Raw genomic sequence first — 21,176 nt, 5'->3', positions numbered from 1 at the left:
CGTAAGGTTTGCAATGTACACCAGATATTTAGAAAATTTCCAGAAGTTTTAAAATAAATAAGTTAATTGTTGCCTGAGTTTTGATATGCTGACCAAAGTGAGTGCAAAAACCGCGATTTAAATATGATAGGTAATATAGGACAACCGACTGCTGTCAGCGATCGCCCTTATTTAGTATTAACGAGTCAAGATCAAAGCATACAGTTAGAGTTAAAACAGGCGCAGCACGTATTGGGGCGCGATCGCACTCGTGCTGATTTGGTTGTTCCCGAGCCTTGGCGGGCAGTTTCCGGCGTTCACGCTGTGTTGCGCCAAATTGGTCAAAATTACTGGATTTACGACGGTGACGGCCAGCAGCCGAGCACTAATGGCTTATTTGTCGATCGCACTCGCATCACTCCCAACGACGGTTATTGTCTCAAAAACGGTACAGAAATTAATATCGGTCTCGATCCCAAAAATCAAGTTTTGGTGACTTATTTTAATCCGCTGGCGAGTCAAATCTTTCCCCCCAGCAAACAGTCAATTCCTCTCAGCAATCGATCGGTTTTATTGGGCCGCGATCCAAATGCTTCGCTGCAATTAGATGCGCCGCTGGTTTCGAGGCGCCACGCGACAATTGATGCTGACAGTCGCGGCAATTATATTTTACGAGATCACAGCGTTAACGGCGTTTTTGTCAACGGTCAGCGCATTACAAATTCTGTACAGTTGGCCGAGGGAGATGCGATTCGGATCGGCCCGTTTACTCTAACTTACCGCAATCATACGTTAGAGGTGCAAGACCGAGGCAATCAGATTCGCTTGGATGCTGACAGTCTGGTGATTCCCAAGCGTTTGGATCGCATCACTTTGGCGATCGAACCGGGGCAGTTTGTGGCTTTAGTCGGCGGTAGCGGTGCGGGGAAATCTACTTTAATGCGGACGCTTTTAGGCATTGAAAAAACTACTCAGGGCGCTGTGTTTCTCAACGGCGACAACCTGCGCCAGAACTTCAATATTTATCGTAATCAAATTGGTTACGTGCCTCAAGATGATATTATTCACGCAGATTTGACTGTCGAAGAAGTGTTGAGTTATGCTGCTAAATTGCGCTTACCTCCCGATACAGATGTTCAGCAAGTAGTCGCAAAAACTTTAGAAGATATTGAAATGACTCACCGCCGAACTGCTTTTGTAAAACAGCTTAGCGGCGGACAGCGAAAACGGGTTAGCATCGGAGTTGAACTGTTAGCAGATCCGAAACTTTTCTTTTTAGATGAACCGACTTCCGGGCTAGATCCGGGGTTGGACAAGAAGATGATGCAACTGCTGCGAAAGTTGGCAAGTCAAGGCCGGACGGTGATTCTGGTGACTCACGCGACGGCAAATATCACGATGTGCGATCGGATTGTCTTTATGGGCCGCGGCGGACGGCTTTGTTACTTCGGCCCGCCTGCGGAAGCCCTGGATTTTTTCGATGTCAAAACCGGCGATTTTGCCGACATTTACAACGAATTAGAAACAGGAGAAACCAACGTTCAAAGCTGGGCAGAAAAGTTCAAACAATCTCCATACTATCAGCAGTATATTGTCAACCACTTCAGCACCGGCAACGCTAATGGAAAAACGCCCGCTGCGCCTTCCCAGCCCAAATCTGTATCTTTTGTCAACCAACTAATTTTGCTCGCCCAGCGCTATTTTCAGCTTATTTCCCGCGACTTAGTTAACTTGAGTTTAGCTCTGTTAACGGCTCCGATCGGGATTGGTTTGCTGCGCCTCGCCGTCAGGGATAAAGACCCGTTAATTGGCGCGCCGGAGGCAACTTTAGCGCCTTTAGCGATGCGAGTTTTGTTTGTATTTACCTGTGCGGCTATTTGGGTGGGACTGGCAACTTCTCTGCAAGAAATTGTTAAAGAATCTGCTATTTATTTGCGCGAACGTTTGGTGAATTTAGGATTGTTTGCTTATTTAGGTTCCAAGGTTTTCATACTTTCCGGCTTAGCAGTCTTGCAAACGCTGTTGATGGTAGGAGTTATTCTGATTGCTTTCAAATCCCCCGAACCGAGTTTGATTTCCTGGCCTGTGGGAGCAGCTATTACCACATTTCTCACTTTAATGAGCTGCATCAGTCTCGGATTGCTGGTTTCTGCGATCGTCAAAAATGGCTCTCAAGCTAACAGTGCTTTACCTCTAATATTGCTGCCTCAGATTATTTTTTCGGGAGTTTTGTTTAGGATGGAAGGTGTGGCGAGCAAGTTTTCTTGGCTGATGTTAAGCCGCTGGTCTGTGGGCGCTTACGGCTCTTTAGTTAATGTAAATGCGATGGTTCCTGCGCCTACTACATTGCCGGACGGAAGCACACTTCCTCAGCCGTTTGTACCTACTCCTGTTTACGATCCAACGTGGGAGAATTTGGGTTTGAACTGGGGGATTTTGTGCGTGCATATTTTTGTGTATTTGATGTTGACTCTGTGGTTGCAGAAGCGGAAAGATATTTTATGAATTACTGGCTGATGAAGTCGGAACCGGATGTTTATAGTATTGCGGACTTGAAGGGCGATAAAATCTCTATTTGGGACGGAGTTCGCAACTATCAAGCCCGCAATTTTATGCGGCAAATGGGTTCGGGAGACTTAGTATTTTTTTACCATTCTAATACTAAAATTCCTGGAATTGTCGGGTTGGCGCGCGTCATTGAGACTGGGATTGCTGACCCGACTCAGTTTGATGTGAATAGCGAATATTATGATGCAAAATCGCAGCTTGATGCGCCTCGTTGGCAAACTGTGAGAGTTGAGTTTGTTGAGGAGTTTGCTAAGTTAATCTCGTTGGATGAACTGAAAGCAAAGTTTACTGCTGATGAAATTTTGGTTGTGAGGAAAGGTAATCGGTTGTCGGTGATGCCGGTGTCTAAAAGTGCGGCGCAGAAGATTTTGACGGTGAGGTAGGAGAAAAGAGTTGATATTTGTCACAGGCAAGATGCCTGTGCCACAAAAATGCTTGTCACAGGCAAGATGCCTGTGCCACACTAATATTTGTGGGGTGGGCCGGAGAGCCCGCCCCTAATATTTGTCACAGGCAAGATGCCTGTGCCACAAAAATGCTTGTCACAGGCAAGATGCCTGTGCCACAGTAATATTTGTGGGGTGGGCCGGAGAGCCCGCCCCCAATCTTTGCCACAGGCAAGATGTGGTATTGACCTCTTCCCTGGTTAAGGCTATTTTATATTAAGTTGTGATTGTCCGAAGTAGTAATATGATTCATAGAAAGTTGAGTCAGGAAAGCAATCAGGAGTTGGGCGGGCAAGATGCCTACCCCACAAAGAATCATCAATTTCTGGTGGAGCCGATTTCTCGGCTGGGCGGGCAAGATGCCCACCTCGCCAACAATTATCAATCTCTGGTGGAACCAAAGTTAAAAATCAATTACAGAAATCTACCTCATTGGGAGTTAGAAGGATCGGTCTACTTCATCACTTTTAATACTTGGGAAAAGCTAGAATTGACTCCGGCGGCTCAACAAGTAGTTTTTAATGCTTGCAACTTTTTTGATAAAAAAAGGTATCAAGTGTTTTGCTTAGTTGTAATGCCAGATCACGTGCATATGCTAATTCAGCCTTTGCCAAAGTCGGAGGATAAATTCTGGTCGCTTAGCAGCATTATGCACAGTATGAAAAGCTACAGTTCTAAACAAATTCCGAAGGTGATGAAGCATATCGGTACTGTCTGGCAAGATGAGCGACATGATCGAATAGTCAGAGATGAACGAGAATTTGATGGTTTTTGGGAATATATCAGGCAAAATCCTGTCAAAGCCGGTCTTTGTTTGACTCCAGAGGAATATCCTTTTTTCTGTCAAATATCTGAAGGTTAGTGTCTGTTCAATCCTTTTATCGGCCACAGGCAAGATGCCTGTGCCACAAGCATTTTTGTGGGGTGGGCTTCTAGCCCGCCCCCAATATTGGCCACAGGCAAGATGCCTGTGCCACAAAAACTTTCACAGGCAAGATGCCTGTGCCACAAAAAACTCTTGTGGGGTGGGCTTCTAGCCCGCCCCCAATATTGGCCACAGGCAAGATGCCTGTGCCACAAAAACTTTCACAGGCAAGATGCCTGTGCCACAAAAAACTCTTGTGGGGTGGGCTTCTAGCCCGCCCCCAATATTTTGAATTTCCTCAGATTCAATACCCTAAAGACCGGCCGCACAAACTGCGGCACCAATTAACCCTACATTGTCATTCAAAACCACCCGCACCGGCATCATTTCTAACAGTGAATCCATCCGGCCTTTGTGGGTAAAAGCTCGCATAAAACCCCCTTCTAGAATTAGCGGCAAAATCTTGGCAGCGATGCCGCCGGCTACGTACAAACCGCCGTAAGGTAGAAGTGACACAGCCATATTTCCGGCTACAGCGCCGTAAGCTTCTACAAACATTTGCATTGTTTGTTCGGAAAGCCGATCGCACTTTTGGAGTGCAGCCGCTGCAATTATCGCCCCCGGATCGACTGTCTTCTCGCTTTTACCGATTTCCGACTCCCATTTTCTAATCGCTTCCCCCACCTCGGCTGATTCAGGAGCAAACTTGCGATCGCGCAAAAACTGGTAAATTGAAACAATCCCCTGTCCCGAAACTACACGCTCGATCGATATTCTTTGAATGTCATGTTTTGCTAACAAATATTTCAGCAATTCAAACTCCAACTGCGAGCGAGGAGCAAAGTCAGCGTGTCCCCCTTCCGAAGAAAAAACCTTGATACCATTTGCTTCAGGAATTGCAAAACAATTGCCCAAACCAGTACCCGCACCAATAACAGCAATTGGATCGTGTTGGCGGGGTTTTCCTACTTGCAAAGTGTGCAAATCTTTAGCCTCCAAACCACACACGCCGTAGCCAACCGCCACAAAATCGTTAATCAAACTGACGCGGGATATGCCTAATTCTTGTTCCAGACGATGAGCTTCCAGCACCCAAGGTAAATTAGTGAGTTTGGCGGTGTTGTTGACGACCGGCCCGGCGATCGCAAAACAAGCTTTTTCCGGTGCCGGCGCCAAACTCAACTTAATAGCAGCTTCCGCCAAAAACTGCTGCACAATCGGCACCAAATCAGGAAAATCTCCGCTCGGATAGCGACACTCATAAAGAGCGTTCATTTCACCATCAGTAGTTCTTTCTACCAATCGCAAAATCGTCTTAGTTCCGCCAATGTCACCCGCTAATAATAATGCCATAAATCTTTTATTCAACCAAACAGAACATTCCCCATTTAAACACCCACAGTATTAATTGCCAACCAAGCCCGCAGCACCTCAGCCACAGTCCAAGCTTGAGCCGTGCAGCCCCGGGGGGAGTGGGGGGCGTCGCCCTCAAAAATTTCGCCCAGAGTGCCAACTCCGGCGGCCGTTATATGATGTGACATGGGTTCCAGGAATTCGCGAGCTTGTGCTGGGTTTTTGTATACGTGCAGGTGCGCCAAGACGAACGCACCGATCGACCAACCCCAAACTGTGCCTTGGTGATAGGCGCTGTCGCGCTGCCATTGGTCGCCTTGATACGTGCCGCGGTACTGCGGGTGCTGCGGCGAGAGGCTGCGGAGGCCGTGGGAAGTGAGAAGCCCCTCAGCGCAGGCGTCCACGACGGCGCGGCGCTGGATGGGCGTCAGTAACGGTGTATAGCGGGTTTCCTGGCACGTCCCCGCTGACAAGGATTTGGCGGGGTGTGGAGGAATCGAGTTCAGGGGCAGGGAAACGGTGAATATTTGGTTGGGCCGCAGGGAGCTGTCGTGTCCGTCGGGGCCGTCGAGAACGTCGTAGCAGTAACCGGTTGAGTCGTTCCAGAAGCGATCGAATCCGGCAGCCGTCCGATCGCCCAATTGCTGATATTCATTGTGAGGCTTGCCCAATCTTCGAGCAAAACTTGCCATAGCTTGCACAGCATTGTACCAAAGCGCGCTGAGTTCGATCGGTTTACCGATCCGAGGAGTCACCACCCAATCGCCGATTTTCGCATCCATCCAAGTCAGTTGCACGCCGCTTTCGCCCGCGTAGACTAAACCGTCGTCAGGATCGACGCGGATGTTATACCGAGTTCCCCGTACGTGCCAATCAATTATCTCACATAGTGTCGGCCAGAGTTCGCTCAAAAAATCCTCGTCGCCCGTGCAGTCGCAGTAAGCGCGAACGGCCTCAAAGTACCACAGCGTCGCGTCTGCGGTGTTGTATTCCGGGGCGCCGCCGGCATCGGGGAAGCGGTTCGGCAGCATTCCCCGATCGACATACCGCGCAAAAGTCCGTAAGATCGATCGGGCAATTTCCCATCGCCCAGTACAGATTGTGAGGCCGGGCAGGGCGATCGCGGTATCGCGGCCCCAGTCGCTAAACCAGGGATATCCGGCGAGGATCGTTTTGCCCTCCGGTTCCTCCGGTAGCGGGCGGTTGACGATAAATTGGTCTGCTGCTAGCACTAAGCGATCGATCCAGTCGGGTGATTCGCTTGCAGGCGACCATTTTTGCAGCAGCGCTCGATCGCCCGCTTGGCGCAATTCTAAAGCTTTACCGCCGTTGAGTTCGGGATTTTTCTCGGTGCTGGCGATCAATGTCAGAGACTCGCCAGGTGCGATCGCGAAATGAAAAGTTGCCGCGTGCAAGTGATCCTCGCAGTAGTCCAACCCGCGCTGCCTTTCTGCTGCCAAGTAAAATCCGTAGTACCAATTGTATAAACTCGTAGAAACTCTAAATTTCGCCTCTGGTTCAGCATCTGTCAGCAGGTAAAGCGGCGCGGCTCCGTCAAAAGCAGTCACGCAAACCCCCCCTGTCAATGTTTCTAGCCTCACTTGCCAGTCGCCAGCGCGAGTGGTGTGGTGGTAGTCGCGGTAGTTGACTAGGGCTTTGACTGCGAGGGCGATCGGTTGTGAGGCGCGGTGCAAGCAATATTGAATATATGTTGTGTTAGCACCTTGCTGCATCCAAATCCGTTTTTCTAGGATCGCGTCGGCGAGAGCAAACCTCCAAACTGGTGTCGTGCCTTCGAGGTGGAAGCTTTCGATGCAGTTGTAGCCGTGGGGCTCGATCGTACTGTCGGCCCAGCGGTTGGTATAAAGCGGGTAAGCGCGATCGGCATACACGGCCGTCTCGTCCAGCTTAGCGAGCATCAAAGTGCGTCCCAGCGGGGGTTTGAGCGCGGCTACCAGCAGCCCGTGATAGCGGCGGGTGAGGAGATTCGCGATCGTCCCGCTAGCGTAACCGCCGATCCCGTTGGTCACCAACCACTCCCGAGACTCGGCCGAGTCGAGATTGCAGCAGATTTCCCGTCCAAAAGCAATAACCATAGAATACACGCTCACGCTGATTTGGGATCTACCTAAAAGTATATTTTAGAACTTATAAACCATAAATATTAACTCTTGGAGGTGGCAAAGAATGGCGATCGCTAAGAGTGCAGATTCATGGTCTAATTTAAAGATAACCAACCGCTACTTTTGCCCCAGCGATAATTCTAACCGTTGCTCTGTCTAAAGTTAGTTGTTTGTTATTTAAAGTAATATTACCCTCTACACAGGCGCTCTACCTTAACAACACAGCATTTGATTGCGTCCAAAGGGCGATCGATCGCACAACCAACCTATTTAATAAGGAGAACAACTCAAAGTGAAGATAGGAGCAAACTACCTCGGCAACAACCAATGTGAATTCACCGTTTGGGCGCCCACAATCAAACAGATAGCAGTCCAAATAGTTTCCCCAGACAAACGCCTGATACCCATGCAACAATCCGCAGAAGGTTACTGGCAAACCACAGCTACAGACATCCCACCAGGAACCCTTTACACCTACCAACTCGAAGGAAAAACCGAGAGACCAGATCCAGCCTCAAAATATCAACCGCAAGGCGTCCACGCCCCCTCCCAAGTAATAGATGAAAGCGCCTTTATTTGGACAGATAAAAATTGGCAAGGCGTACCGCTAGCCGACACGATCATCTACGAACTGCACGTCGGTACCTTCACTCAAGCCGGAACATTTGAAGCAATCATTCCCCAACTCAAACAACTCACAGAATTGGGCATTAACGCCATCGAAATTATGCCAGTCGCCCAATTTCCCGGCGAGCGAAACTGGGGCTACGACGGCGTATATCCCTACGCCGTTCAAAACTCCTACGGCGGCCCCGAAGGATTCAAAAAACTCATCAACGCCTGCCACGAACACGGGATCTCAGTAATACTTGATGTCGTTTACAACCATCTCGGCCCCGAAGGAAACTACCTCCGCGACTTCGGCCCCTACTTCACCTCAAAATACGGATCGATTTGGGGAGACCCCCTCAACTTCGACGACAAATACAGCGACGGCGTGCGCAACTACTTTATTGAAAACGCCCTCTACTGGTTCCGAGACTATCACATCGACGCCCTGAGATTAGATGCAATTCAAGCAATATTTGAAGTAGGCGCCAGACCGTTTTTGCAAGAACTCTCCGACGCCACGGCCGAGATTTCCCAAGAACTCGGAAGGAAACTTTATTTAATCGCAGAAAGCGACTTAAATGATGTCCGCACAGTACGTCCCAAAGAACTCGGCGGCTTCGGCTTAGACGCCCAATGGTGCGACGATTTCCACCACGCACTGCACGCCTTGCTCACCGGAGAAAATGACCGCTACTACCAAGACTTTGGCAAGTGCGAACACTTAGAAAAATCCTTCAAAGAAAGCTTTGTTTACTCCGGTCAGTACGCCCCCCACAGAAAGCGAAAACACGGCAATTCGGTCAAAGATGAACCGGGCGAGAAATTTCTGGTATTTTCCCAAACCCACGACCAAATCGGCAACCGAATTTTAGGAGACAGACTCTCGCAAATAGTGGACTTTGAAGCACTGAAACTAGCAGCCGGCACGGTATTAATTTCTCCCTACATCCCCTTCTTATTTATGGGCGAAGAATACGGAGAAACAGCGCCGTTTTTGTACTTTGTTTCCCACTCAGACCCTGACTTAATTGAAGCCATTCGCAAAGACAAACAACAAGAATTTAAAGGCTTTGAAGGGCGAGGCGAATTTCAAGACCCCCAGAGTCCTGACAGTTTCCAAAAGTGCAAGTTGAACTGGGAAAAACAAACAGAAGGAAAGCACAAAATCCTCTGGGAATGGCACCAACATTTGATTCAACTGCGGCGGACAATACCGGCCCTGAAAAAACTCGACAAAAACAGTCTAGAAGTGTCCAGTATTGAAACGGAAAAAATCTTATTTCTCCGTCGCTGGACAGATGACAGCCAGATATTCTGCATTCTAAACTTCAACAAACAAGAGGTCGTTTTTACGGCTGCACTTCCTCAAGGCAACGGTCACAAAATTTTAGACTCTGCTGATGTAAAATGGATGGGTTCCGGTTCTAGCTTGCCTGAAAAAATAAATTCAGAGCAAGAATTGACTGTTAAACCGCAGAGTTTCGCACTCTACGAATTAATGCAGAAATAGTAGATTCGGTTTCGCTGCTGCTCAAAGCCTGTCAACAGCTAGCTCGAACTTAGTATCAGTCTACTGTTTGACTTCATAGTCTTTCCGATCCCCCCTAACCCCCCTTAATAAGGGGGGGACAAGAGACTTCTCCAAGTCCCCCTTGCTTTCGGGGGATTTAGGGGGATCGAAATTCAGCTAAAAGCGAGATGTTTCAATGGTTTTAGTCTTAAGTTGATACCAATACACTACCGCTCAACTAAACCTACTATCTCTAACTTTAAACAAAAAACCCGATCGACTACTGAATTAGGAGTAAAATTAACAGTGCTGAGAATTCCCACAACCACTTATCGGATTCAATTTCATGCAGGTTTTAACTTTGAAGCCGCAAAACAAATCCTTAGCTATCTGGAAGAATTAGGAATAACCGACCTTTACGCCTCACCGATATTCAAAGCCAGAAAAGGCAGCAGTCACGGATACGATGTGGTTGATTCAAATCAAATCAATCCAGAATTGGGAACCTCAGAAAACTTTGAAGCGCTGACGGACGAAATCAAGAAGCGGAACATGGGATGGCTGCAAGATATTGTCCCCAACCACATGGCTTATGACACTGAAAACTTGTTGTTGTTAGACGTATTGGAGCACGGGCCGGATTCCGACTATTTCGATTACTTCGATATTGAATGGAATCATGCTTACGAACATCTCCGGGGTCGAGTGCTGGCTCCACTCCTGGGCAATTTTTATGGAGAGTGTCTGGAAAATGGCGAGATTGAACTCAAATACAGCGAAATTGGGCTGACTATCAATTACTACAGCTTAAAATTGCCAGTAAAGATTGAATCTTATGCTAAATTTATCAGTCATAATTTGGGGCATTTAGGCAGGGAATTAGGCAGGCGGCATCCAGATTTTATCAAGTTTTTGGGAATTCTTTATTTGATTAAGAATACACCTTCAGAAACTAAAGGTAAAGCCCGATACGATCAGATAGCTTTTGTCAAAGGGCTGCTGTGGGAACTCTACAATCAAAATCCGGTTGTACAGGAATTTATCGATGAAAATATCAATTTTTTTAACGGAGAAAAGGGCCATCCCGAAAGCTTTAATTTGCTGGACGATTTGCTTTCCGAGCAGTTTTACCGTCTGGCTTTCTGGAAAGTTGGTGCTGAAGAAATCAACTACCGCAGGTTTTTTACAGTCAACGAACTGATTTCGGTAAAAGTTGAAGAGATTAAAGTTTTCCACAAAAACCACGCTCTGATCTTCGACATGGTGGACGAGGGAAAGTTTACCGGATTGAGAATCGACCACATTGACGGACTTTACGACCCCACAGAATATTTGAAACGGCTCCGCGAGAGAACCGGAGACACTTACATTACTGTTGAAAAGATTCTGGAACACGAGGAAGATTTGCCGTCATATTGGCCGATTGAGGGAACTAGCGGCTACGACTTTTTGAATTACGTAAACGGCGTTTTTTGTCGGTGCGATCGCGAACAGCAATTTAGCGAAATATATCAGAGATTTACTCGGTTGAATGTTTCTTACGAACAGTTATTTTTAGACAAAAAAGGACTGATTGTTGAGAAAAATTTGGCGGGAGATGTAGATAATCTGGCTCAACTTTTGAAGAATATCTCCGGTCAATCCCGACAGGGGAATGACTTTACTCGTCCCGGTTTGGAAAAAGCACTGGCTGCGGTTTTGACAATTTTTCCTGTTTACCGAACTTACATCAATCAAGATGGTTTGCGAGAGTCCGATCGCACTTACGTCAAATATGCGATCGCCCACGCCAAAGAACAAGTGCCGCGACTCCTCAAAGAACTTAAATTTATCGAAACGGTGCTGTTGCTGGAAGAAGAAGAAACCCTAACAGCCGAACAAAAAGAGCAGCGCCGCCACTTTGTGATGAAACTCCAGCAGTTGACAGGCCCGTTGATGGCCAAAGGCGTTGAGGACACGCTGTTATACGTCTACTATCGACTTTTATCCCTCAACGAAGTCGGAGGAAACCCCAGTCAGTTCGGCGTTTCGCTGGCGGATTTTCACGAGTTTAACAAGCAGCAGCAAGCAGCTTGGCCTCACAAAATGAATGCTACAGCTACCCACGACACCAAACGCGGCGAAGATGTGCGAGCCCGACTTAATGTTTTGTCAGAAATTCCCGAGGAATGGGAACAACAAGTCAGGTCTTGGAGAGAGGTAAACTCATCTAAGAAAGTCAACTTTGTGAATCGCATGGTTCCCGATACTAACGACGAATACTTCTTGTACCAAACTATTATCGGCAGTTTTCCGTTTGAGGGAATAGAAAACACTGATTATGTCGATCGCCTCAAAGACTATGCCATTAAAGCCGTCCGCGAAGCAAAAGTGTATACAGCTTGGCTGAGACCTGACAACGACTACGAAACAGGTTTTATGACCTTTATCGATAGCGTTCTCGAACCTTCGGAACAAAATCAGTTTTTGAAGAAATTTCTACCTTTCTGGAAAAAAGTAGCACATTACGGCATTTTCAATTCTTTATCTCAAACGCTGCTAAAAATTACGGCGCCTGGGGTTCCCGACATTTATCAAGGGACGGAATTCTGGGATTTAAGCCACGTCGATCCCGATAACCGCCGTCCGGTTGATTTCGATCGCAGAATCGAGGTTTTGCGGTCAATTAAACAGCAAGCTCAGACGGATATTTTGCAACTGGTTGACAATTTGATGGCGACACGGGAAGATGCTAGAATTAAGTTGTTTTTGACGGCAAGAGTGCTAGAAGCTAGAAAAAAATACTTGCCAGTTTTTCAATCAGGGGACTATCGACCTGTGGAAGTAGCGGGAATGTTTAAAGATAATGTGGTTGCCTTTTCCCGCAGCTTTGAAGGTACTACAGCTATTGTCATTGCTCCCCGATTTTTGACGGGAGTTGTCAAATCGGAAGAAATGCCGATCGGCAAACAAGTCTGGAAAGATACTAATCTGGAATTTTCCGAGCAAATGCCGTCGGTTTGGAAAGATGCGATTACCAATCAGGTGGTAGAAAGTAACGGTACGCTGGCAATTGGTGAAGCTCTCAGCTACTTTCCCGCAGCTTTGCTGATTAGTGAAAAATAGCAATTAAATAGTCGGCAGTGGCGGACTTTGTACAGCTAGCGGCAGGTTTCAACCTGTCGCTTTTTTAGTTATGATTGTAGCAGGAAAGCAATCTTAGTAGCGGGAGGAATAGCAAAATGCGATCGCTCGTCAAAACCGAAACCAGTACCGAAACCAGACTCTATTGGTGGGCTTACCTATTTGTCCTCGACGAATTCATTGCCGAAGCAGATGCTACGATCAACGGGCCAGCAGCCTTTGGCAACCCAGTTTTGAAGCTGTCCGAGCGCGACTGGGATTTTTTGTTAGACATGATGTTAGATCCGCCAGAACCTTCTGAAGGTTTAATTGCATTAATCAAAGAATGTAGGAGTTCTCAAGAGTAAAGCATGGTTAATTGGATTATCTCTCCTATAGATTCCATAGAACGGAGTCCCAGTAGTCTCAGAAAAGACCCTTTTAACTCGGGAAATCCTGAATTAGATCGATATCTGAAACAGTATGCTATAAAAAACGATAGAAACGGTGTTTCTAGAACTTTTGTTGCTGTTTTATCTGAAGAGAGTCAAAAAATAGCTGGCTATTATTCTTGCTGCACAGGCGGACTATCGTTTGAAGATTTACCTGCTGATTTGCAGGAAAGCCTGCCCAGATATCCGACTCCAATTATACTGATTGGCAAGCTAGCAGTCGATCGTTCGGTGCAAGGAAGAGGTCTGGGAAAGCGGTTGCTATTTCACGCCTTAGAGAATGCAGTTAATGTATCTCAAACAGTTGGAGTATATGCTGTGAGAGTTGATGCCATAGATGAAGCAGCCAAGACGTTTTACGAAAATTCCGGCTTTCGAGAAATGCCGGAGCTACCTCTTTCACTTTTACTCCGGCTTCAGACCTTTAAACGAGCACTAGATAGCTAGCGATCGCCCTCCGATCCAACCGCCAGTTAACATGACTCTAACTGATCAATTTTATTTCTATTTTGCAGCCAAAAGTAGGCGGGGCGCAGCTACCCCGTAAGGAATAGCCCGAACTGGCCTTGCCCAAATTTATACACACAAGACGGCAAATACAACACAACATATACGGTTTGCCACAATACCCGAAGCGATCGCACCCCGTACATTAGGAAGAGTAAACAAAAGCAGTCGAAAGCTGTAGCGGTGCAAGCCTCACGGATGCAACCGTCCCTAACAGGTTCGGTAAACACGCCTTCATCGCAAGGTCTAACCGCCCGCAGTATAGAGATAAGCACCCTATCGAAGACTGTATTAAAGCAGGACTCACTACCCGTAAACCGCGAGGTAAAATCGCAGTCCTGAATAACCAGACTATCGCACAGATAGAAAACCAAAATTTTGTAGAGATTGGAGCCGGAACACCCCTATGGGAAAAGTAGTTGGAATTGACTTAGGTACGACAAACTCCTGCGTCGCAGTTATGGAAGGCGGCAAACCCACCGTCATAGCCAACGCCGAAGGGGGTCGCACCACACCTTCCGTAGTAGCATATGCTAAAAATGGCGATCAGCTTGTCGGACAAATCGCCAAGCGTCAAGCCGTGATGAACGCCGAGAACACCTTTTACTCAGTAAAACGGTTTATCGGGCGTCGGGTTGACGAAGTAACCCACGAAACCACTGAAGTTTCCTACAAAGTCCTGAAAGTCGGCAACAGCCTCAAACTCGACTGTCCCGCCCGCGGTAAACAATTTGCTCCGGAAGAAATTTCCGCGCAAGTGTTGCGCAAACTCGTAGAAGACGCCAGCAAATACCTCGGCGAAACAGTCACCCAAGCGGTAATCACTGTTCCCGCCTACTTCAACGACTCCCAGCGCCAAGCTACAAAAGACGCTGGCAAAATTGCCGGTATCGAAGTGCTGCGGATTATCAACGAACCTACAGCAGCGGCTTTAGCTTACGGATTAGATAAAAAGAGCAACGAAACCATCCTCGTATTTGACTTGGGCGGCGGTACTTTCGACGTATCGATTCTCGAAGTCGGCGACGGCGTATTTGAAGTGCTCGCAACTTCTGGAGACACTCACCTCGGCGGTGACGACTTCGACAAAAAAATTGTGGATTTCATCGCTAATGAATTCCAAAGAGCCGAAGGAATTGACCTCCGCAAAGATAAACAAGCACTGCAACGCCTGACGGAAGCAGCCGAAAAAGCCAAGATTGAACTGTCGAGTGTTACTCAAGCAGAAATCAACTTGCCGTTTATTACTGCGACTCAAGACGGGCCAAAACACTTGGACACGACTTTGACGCGGGCCAAGTTTGAAGAGCTTTGTTCCGATTTGATCGATCGCTCTCGCATTCCTGTAGAAAACGCAATCCGCGATGCCAAACTAGACAAATCTGCAATTAATGAAGTCGTCTTAGTTGGCGGTTCTACGCGCATTCCTGCGGTGCAAGAACTGGTCAAAAAAATCCTGGGCAAAGACCCAAACCAAACGGTAAACCCGGATGAAGTGGTTGCAGTAGGTGCAGCAATTCAAGCTGGCGTGCTTTCTGGCGAAGTCAAAGACATCTTGTTGCTCGACGTTACCCCGCTGTCTCTCGGTGTCGAAACCTTGGGCGGCGTGATGACCAAAATCATTCCTCGCAACACGACTATTCCTACCAAGAAGTCAGAAACTTTCTCGACTGCTGTAGACGGTCAAACAAACGTGGAAATTCACGTTTTGCAAGGCGAACGGGAAATGGCGAATGACAACAAGGATTTAGGCACTTTCCGCTTAGATGGAGTTCCACCAGCCCCTCGTGGCGTGCCTCAAATTGAAGTTACATTTGATATCGATGCTAACGGTATTTTGAATGTAGCTGCTAAGGATAAAGGTACTGGTAAGGAGCAATCTATTAGCATTACTGGTGCTTCTACTTTGCCTAGCAATGAAGTCGATCGTATGGTTCGGGAAGCCGAATCGAATGCGACTGCTGACAAGGAACGTCGCGAAAAGATCGATCGCAAAAACCAAGCTGACTCTTTAGCTTATCAAATTGAGAAGCAGTTGGCAGAATTGGGCGATAAGGTTCCTGATGCTGACAAGACTAAGGTTGAAGGCTTGATCAAAGACTTGCGGGAGGCGATCGCCAAAGAAGACGACGCAGCCATCAAGACGCTGACAACCGAGTTGCAGCAAGCATTCTACGCTGTCAGCAGCAACCTGTACCAGCAAGCAGACGGCTCCACTGGCGGCCCGACTGGCGGCCCAACTGGAGGCCCGACTGACGGCGGCGATGACGTGATTGATGCTGACTTTACTGAAGGCAAATAGATCGGGCTTTCCCGGTTAAACTGACCACAGGCAGCTAGAAGCAAGAAACCCGGTTTTGAAGAAAAACCGGGTTTCTGTATGTTGTGGAGGGTGGAAAGGGCGATCGGCTAAAATTAATAAAAATCTTGCTTGAGACATAGTAAAAAAGCTAGAATATGCTTCAATCAACATCATAAAATAGCAGTAATATCGCAATCGAGAGCAATCAAATGTCACGTTCTCCCATACAAACTCCCGCCACAAATACACTCAACAAATCCCAGACTGCATCCTTGCGCCGTCTCCGCCGCATCAGCCACTTACTCGACAATGCAATTCCCATTCCCGGCACCCGTTACCGCATCGGACTCGATCCGATACTAGGACTTATACCGGGCGGCGGCGATTTAGTCGGATCGATTTTTGCAGGTTACGTAGTCTTCAAATCCGCGCAACTCGGAGTACCGCAAGAAACCCTAATCAAAATGGCTGCTAACATCGTATTTGATACAGTTGCAGGCACTGTACCAGTGGCTGGAGACTTACTTGATGTTACTTGGAAAGCTAATGTCAAGAATATGGAATTGCTTGACGCTCATCTAGGTAGCCCCGAACCTAGTAAAAAAGCTGACTGGTTATTTGTCGCGGCTTTGCTGTTAGGTTTGACGTTAATTGTCGGAGGCGTGATTTTCTTGAGCGTGATGTTTTTCGGGTGGGTATTTCGAGTATTTACTGGGCGTTGATATTAAATTTTAGGGTAAAAATAAGAGATTTGCGATCGCGGGAAACAATTTACTGCACGCTTCCACGGTGAAGTTTGCGCCTCGGATGTCTGCACCGATGAATTTTGACCCGTGAGATTTTGACCCTGGAAGTTGCGGCTGCGGAGATTTTTACCGGAGAAGTCTTGGGGCATAATTTCACCCACGGAGATAATAGTTATTTTTTGACTGCAATCCTAGTTATGGCGATGCCTCTGACCAAAATTTTAATAAATCTTGCTCATTACAGCTTACCTGCTTTGGGTTCAGCTTCCAAGCGTTGATACTCAGTCAATTCTACTGCCAAATCCACCTCTATTTCAGCTTTGTTAGCGTGATAATATGATAATGCTGCATAGACTTTTGCTAAAGTCAAATAAGGAATTTCATCAAGAATTTCTTCTACACTCAGTCCTTCTTTATACCAAACGGCAATCTGAGCAATAGAAATTCTCGTACCCGCAATCCGCGGCCGCCCTCCACATATTTCTGGAGTTTCGACTATTAATGTCCCGATATCGGTGAGAGTTGCCATATTTACCTATTAATTTTAAAGGTTTTGTTAGTGGCTGCGATCGCCTAACTCATTTTAAGTCAATGCTCAATTTATCAATATCAGCATCAGCGTTAAAACCCCTCGCGCCACATCTCCCCCGCCACAGCACAAAGTCTCAAACTCGATCGATTGCCGTCTCCAAGTGGGGTCAATCCCGGATAATATCTTCTGTACAGGTATCCGCCCGTTAGCGAAGCCGTTGAAGCCGATCGCCCCCCGCCATGCCATAATGATATAACCTGCACAAAAACTCTATCAGTAGTGTCAGCTTTGCCCGCATTACTACAGGTAGCGTCTCAAATCTTAACTTGTGCCAATTCCAATTAAACCGGCTGTCGCTCTACACAATTTTCTCCTAATGGCTGAAGTCCCCCAATCTCCCGCAGAACTTGCCGAAGCCCTCAAAGGCTTGACAGATATCAACTTCCAATTACCAGATCCCGAAGACGAACAAATACCAGACTTCGACTTTGACAATCAGGTTGACAATGCCTGGAAAGTGTGCGATCGTTTCGACCTACAAACCGACATCTGGCGCGGACGCATTCTCCGAACAGTCCGAGACAGAGAAAAAAAAGGCGGCGACGGACGCGGTACCGGCTTCTTGAACTGGCTAAAAGAACGAGAAATTAGCAAAAGTCAAGCCTATTCTTTGATAGAATTAGCTAAGAGTGCCGAAACTCTGATCGAGCAAGGAGATTTAGACCCAGATTCCATTAGAAACTTCAGCAAAAGAGCTTTTGTAGAAACTGCCAAAGCATCTCCAGAAGTACAGCAAATGGTAACAGATGCCGCATCAAAGGGCGATCGTATCACCCGCCGCGAAGTCAAACAACTATCCGACGAATGGATGGCAATGAACTCAGAATTATTGCCAGAAGAAGTCAAAGAAAAAGCATCTAGCGGTTCTCTTCCTTCCCGCTATCTCGCTCCTTTGGTCAAAGAAATGGAGAAACTCTCCCCATCTCACCAAATCGAAATTCAAAAAGAAGTAGCAGAAAATCCCGACGTAGATACAGTAAAACAGCTCACTTCCGACGCCAAGAACTTATCAAAATATCTAGACGCCGCCGCCCAAGTGCAAGCTCTCAATCAGTCTCACTTAGACATGGAAATGGCCTTAGAAGAATCTTTGCGAGTCGGCTGTTTGGGAACAACCGCCGACGTTGTAAAACAAGCCGCACTGCTAGAACAAACAGTAGTCAAACTCTACACTGTGTGGAAGCGTTTAGGCAGTTTGGCTGATAGATTGTACGTGGATACAGGAGCAAGCACACCCAATTTGCGCTTACTCTTGGGATGCTTGGACAGTCTTTCGGGAGAAAAAATTGAAGTGGATTTTGGAGATGGAGAACGCTCTATTCGCTTGCAAATTATCAGCGAATAGCTCAATTTTGACCTGGTTCGTAGTAAGGACTTCAGTCCTTCTTGATGCGGAATAAAGTCCTCACTACGAACCAAATTTGCCTTGAGTTATGCTTATTTGCGCTTGAAATTTCGGATTTTTTTCCAAAGATAGCGGGGACTCAAATAACGCCGATATTTGGCAACTACTTCTTTCCCCAAAATTACCACGCTCAGCCAAAAGCAAACTTCGGCACCAACAGCTAGAATGATATTAATTGTAGTTTTTTCGGCGAGGCTCAGCGGCATAAACGGCACAATAAACAAGATTGCCACCCAGGGCACGAAAGATGCAATAAATAAAAACCAACCCAGCTTTTGCAAATTCTGCATATATTTTATTTATTGGATAATTATAGATCAGACCGCGGTTAAAACCGCGCCTAGACAAAGGAAGTCCGAGCGAGGGTGTAAAGAAAATAACGTAATTTTAACTGCTCACTCTTCAACCCACGGAGGTGGGTTTTGTGTGTATAGACGCGGTTTCAACCGCCCGGTCTTCTTCGGGCCTCCAACTCAATTTTTAATTCCCGTCGCCGCAATCCCCCGAATAAACTGCCGCTGGCCCGCCAAAAACAGCAACACCACCGGCACAGTCCCAATTACCACCGCCGCCATCAACAACTGCCAACTGCTGGTAAACTGTTCCTGAAACTCAGCCAAAACCAACTGCACAGTCCGCAACTCCGGCCGCGTCGTAAACACCAGCGGCTTAAACAAATCGTTCCACTCCCCGATAAACGTAAACAAAAACAGCGTCACCAAAGCAGGGCGCGCCAAAGGCAACATCACCTGCCACAACACCTGCCAGCGGTTCGCCCCATCGAGCATTGCCGCTTCTTCCAACTCCACCGGAATTGTCATAAAATACTGGCGTAGCAGAAAAATCCCAAAACCGTTAGCCGCCGTGGGCAAAATCAGCGCCCCGTAAGTATTCAGCAAATGGCCCCACTTCAAAACCATGAAAATCGGAATCACCAAAAGCTGAAACGGAATCGCCAGCGTTGCCAAAACCACCAAAACTAGAGCCTGCCGCCCCCGAAACTTCAGCCTGGCCAAAGCATAACCGGCTAAAGCAGAAGTCACTACCTGAAAACCCGTCACTGCGATCGCCACTAGAGTAGAATTAAGGAATGCCAACAAAAAATTCCCCCGTCGCCAAGCCTCCTGATAGTTCGCCAAAGTCAGACCTGTGGTCTTGACACCGACACCCGATGGTGATAATGAAACCAAAAATACAGCAGCCAGCGGCAGCAGCACCAGCGCCGCCCCCGCCAGCAACAAAATAAAACTCAGCAATTCCAGCGCTTGAGACCTGTCAAAAGATTTACCCATAAACTTGTGAATTAACCTAAAATAATAAGCCTGTGAGGTTAAGAGGCCCGATCGCCTCCCAGATTCCCATACAACATAATATGTCGTAAAGGGAAAGAAGGAGTACCACGGGAGGAAGTTCTGGTTAGGATATAATGTTATAGATAGAGTTGGTAGTGTAAAACCCTTAAAGGTGGAGACATAGACCGTATTTCTATCATCTATTTCCGGGCAAAAGATCGACTAACGACTAATTCAAGTAATTAGTGAATAGATAGCATTCTAGCGATAGTCTTTCTGGAGTGTTCGACCGCAAAAGTCGGTACAACACGCTTCTGATGCCAGTTTTTCCCGGAGCGTCAAAGAAAAGTTCTTTGTCGAAAGAATCCTCAGCTATAATCTTTGATTTAGATGGGGTGCGTTCAAAACAGGAAAAGTGTACAGTCACTGACCCCCAATTTTCAAGGGGTTTCCAAACATCCCACAAGGTTATATGAGGAGACTACATATCTATGCCCCAGCTTGAGGCCAGCCCAACAATTGACTTTCAAACCGAAACTTACAAAGATGCTTACAGCCGCATCAACGCCATTGTGATTGAAGGCGAACAAGAAGCTCACGACAATTACCTGACACTGGCCGAACTGTTGGCTGACAAAAAGAGTGAGTTAGTTGGCTTGTCCAAGATGGAAAACCGCCACATGAAAGGGTTCCAAGCTTGCGGCCGGAACCTCAAAGTCACGCCGGACATGGCATTTGCCAAGCAGTTCTTTTCAGATTTGCACAGAAACTTCCAAACGGCAGCGGCTGGCGGTCAGATTGTAACTTGCTTGCTGATTCAATCACTAATTATCGAGTGTTTTGCGATCGCAGCCTACAACATCTACATCCCCGTCGCCGATGACTTTGCGCGCAAAATCACCGAAGGCGTCGTCAAAGAAGAATACAGCCACCTCAACTTTGGGGAAGTCTGGCTGCAAGCTCACTTTGAAGAATCCAAAGCCGAACTCGAAGCCGCCAACCGCCAAAACCTGCCCATCATCTGGAGACTGCTAAACGCTGTCGCAGACGATGCCCGCGTCTTGGGAATGGAAAAAGACGCTTTAATCGAAGACTTTATGATTGCCTACGGCGAAGCCCTGGGCAATATTGGTTTTAGCAACCGCGACATCATGCGGATGTCAGCACAAGGCCTAGCAGCCTAGTTAATTGGGAAATAAGGAATAGGATAATAATTAAAAATTAAAACTTTTTAGTTTTCCCTTCTTCCTTCTTCCTTACAAGGTCTCGCACCCCAATCAAGTTGGAAAGAAAGAACGGGAACTCAATTAAAATTTTTTAAT

General features: G+C 47.1%; 17 protein-coding genes. 11 read left to right on the top strand and 6 right to left on the bottom strand.

The window, feature by feature from the left end; genetic code table 11:
- Positions 1–123 precede the first annotated feature (123 nt).
- The 3 genes from QUB68_RS01490 to QUB68_RS01480 all read left to right on the top strand — a co-directional run bounded on the left by QUB68_RS01490 (position 124) and on the right by QUB68_RS01480 (position 3,855).
- A complete protein-coding gene (locus tag QUB68_RS01490; protein ID WP_332988704.1) occupies positions 124–2,484 on the top strand; it encodes an FHA domain-containing protein in 2,361 nt (786 codons plus the stop codon).
- Entirely contained in the window at positions 2,481–2,930 is a 450-nt protein-coding gene (locus tag QUB68_RS01485) for an EVE domain-containing protein (protein ID WP_332988702.1), read from the top strand. Before QUB68_RS01490 ends, QUB68_RS01485 begins: the two co-directional genes overlap by 4 nt.
- Positions 2,931–3,237: 307 nt before the next feature.
- Complete coding sequence (locus tag QUB68_RS01480; protein WP_332988701.1) at positions 3,238–3,855, top strand: REP-associated tyrosine transposase; 618 nt, start codon at positions 3,238–3,240, stop codon at positions 3,853–3,855.
- Positions 3,856–4,170: 315 nt separating this feature from the next.
- Here the strand turns inward: QUB68_RS01480 and QUB68_RS01475 are convergent, their stop codons facing one another.
- A complete protein-coding gene (locus QUB68_RS01475; RefSeq protein WP_332988699.1) occupies positions 4,171–5,211 on the bottom strand; it encodes a glucokinase in 1,041 nt (346 codons plus the stop codon).
- A gap of 35 nt (positions 5,212–5,246) precedes the next feature.
- Complete coding sequence (locus QUB68_RS01470) at positions 5,247–7,307, bottom strand: amylo-alpha-1,6-glucosidase (protein WP_332988697.1); 2,061 nt, start codon at positions 7,305–7,307, stop codon at positions 5,247–5,249.
- A gap of 319 nt (positions 7,308–7,626) precedes the next feature.
- On the opposite strand from QUB68_RS01470, the gene treZ reads away from it, so the two are divergent.
- From treZ to QUB68_RS01440, 6 genes are all read left to right on the top strand, one after another.
- The gene (gene treZ / locus QUB68_RS01465) at positions 7,627–9,456 is read left to right on the top strand and encodes a malto-oligosyltrehalose trehalohydrolase (RefSeq protein WP_332988696.1); all 1,830 of its coding nucleotides are present in this window, start codon (positions 7,627–7,629) and stop codon (positions 9,454–9,456) included.
- Between the two features lie 309 nt (positions 9,457–9,765).
- A complete protein-coding gene (gene treY, locus QUB68_RS01460; RefSeq protein ID WP_332989211.1) occupies positions 9,766–12,561 on the top strand; it encodes a malto-oligosyltrehalose synthase in 2,796 nt (931 codons plus the stop codon).
- A 116-nt stretch (positions 12,562–12,677) separates the two neighbouring features.
- Complete coding sequence (locus QUB68_RS01455; RefSeq protein ID WP_332988694.1) at positions 12,678–12,926, top strand: type II toxin -antitoxin system TacA 1-like antitoxin; 249 nt, start codon at positions 12,678–12,680, stop codon at positions 12,924–12,926.
- A 3-nt stretch (positions 12,927–12,929) separates the two neighbouring features.
- Positions 12,930–13,457 (top strand): GNAT family N-acetyltransferase, encoded by a 528-nt coding sequence (locus tag QUB68_RS01450; RefSeq protein ID WP_332988693.1) that lies wholly within the window; start codon positions 12,930–12,932, stop codon positions 13,455–13,457.
- A gap of 466 nt (positions 13,458–13,923) precedes the next feature.
- A complete protein-coding gene (dnaK, locus tag QUB68_RS01445; protein WP_332988691.1) occupies positions 13,924–15,819 on the top strand; it encodes a molecular chaperone DnaK in 1,896 nt (631 codons plus the stop codon).
- 209 nt (positions 15,820–16,028) lie between these two features.
- On the top strand, positions 16,029–16,541 hold the full coding sequence (locus QUB68_RS01440) for a DUF4112 domain-containing protein (RefSeq protein ID WP_332988689.1): 513 nt from the start codon (positions 16,029–16,031) through the stop codon (positions 16,539–16,541).
- Between the two features lie 262 nt (positions 16,542–16,803).
- Here QUB68_RS01440 and QUB68_RS01435 read toward each other — a convergent pair whose 3' ends face one another.
- A complete protein-coding gene (locus QUB68_RS01435) occupies positions 16,804–17,094 on the bottom strand; it encodes a DUF433 domain-containing protein (protein ID WP_332988686.1) in 291 nt (96 codons plus the stop codon).
- Positions 17,095–17,160: 66 nt separating this feature from the next.
- Entirely contained in the window at positions 17,161–17,343 is a 183-nt protein-coding gene (locus QUB68_RS01430) for a hypothetical protein (protein WP_332988684.1), read from the bottom strand.
- Positions 17,344–17,473: 130 nt separating this feature from the next.
- Here QUB68_RS01430 and QUB68_RS01425 point away from each other — a divergent pair, with 130 nt between their 5' ends.
- Positions 17,474–18,502, top strand: coding sequence for a hypothetical protein (locus QUB68_RS01425; RefSeq protein WP_332989209.1), 1,029 nt, complete (start codon positions 17,474–17,476; stop codon positions 18,500–18,502).
- Positions 18,503–18,594: 92 nt separating this feature from the next.
- Here QUB68_RS01425 and QUB68_RS01420 read toward each other — a convergent pair whose 3' ends face one another.
- Positions 18,595–18,852, bottom strand: coding sequence for a transporter suffix domain-containing protein (locus tag QUB68_RS01420; protein WP_332988683.1), 258 nt, complete (start codon positions 18,850–18,852; stop codon positions 18,595–18,597).
- Positions 18,853–19,035: 183 nt separating this feature from the next.
- A complete protein-coding gene (locus tag QUB68_RS01415) occupies positions 19,036–19,854 on the bottom strand; it encodes a carbohydrate ABC transporter permease (RefSeq protein ID WP_332988682.1) in 819 nt (272 codons plus the stop codon).
- 491 nt (positions 19,855–20,345) lie between these two features.
- Here QUB68_RS01415 and QUB68_RS01410 point away from each other — a divergent pair, with 491 nt between their 5' ends.
- The gene (locus QUB68_RS01410) at positions 20,346–21,038 is read left to right on the top strand and encodes an aldehyde oxygenase (deformylating) (RefSeq protein WP_332988680.1); all 693 of its coding nucleotides are present in this window, start codon (positions 20,346–20,348) and stop codon (positions 21,036–21,038) included.
- Positions 21,039–21,176 lie beyond the last annotated feature (138 nt).

Origin of the sequence: Microcoleus sp. A006_D1, from assembly GCF_036702805.1 — a bacterium.
In the GTDB taxonomy this organism is placed as follows: Bacteria; Cyanobacteriota; Cyanobacteriia; order Cyanobacteriales; family Microcoleaceae; genus Microcoleus.
This window is presented reverse-complemented; position numbering and strand designations above follow the sequence as displayed.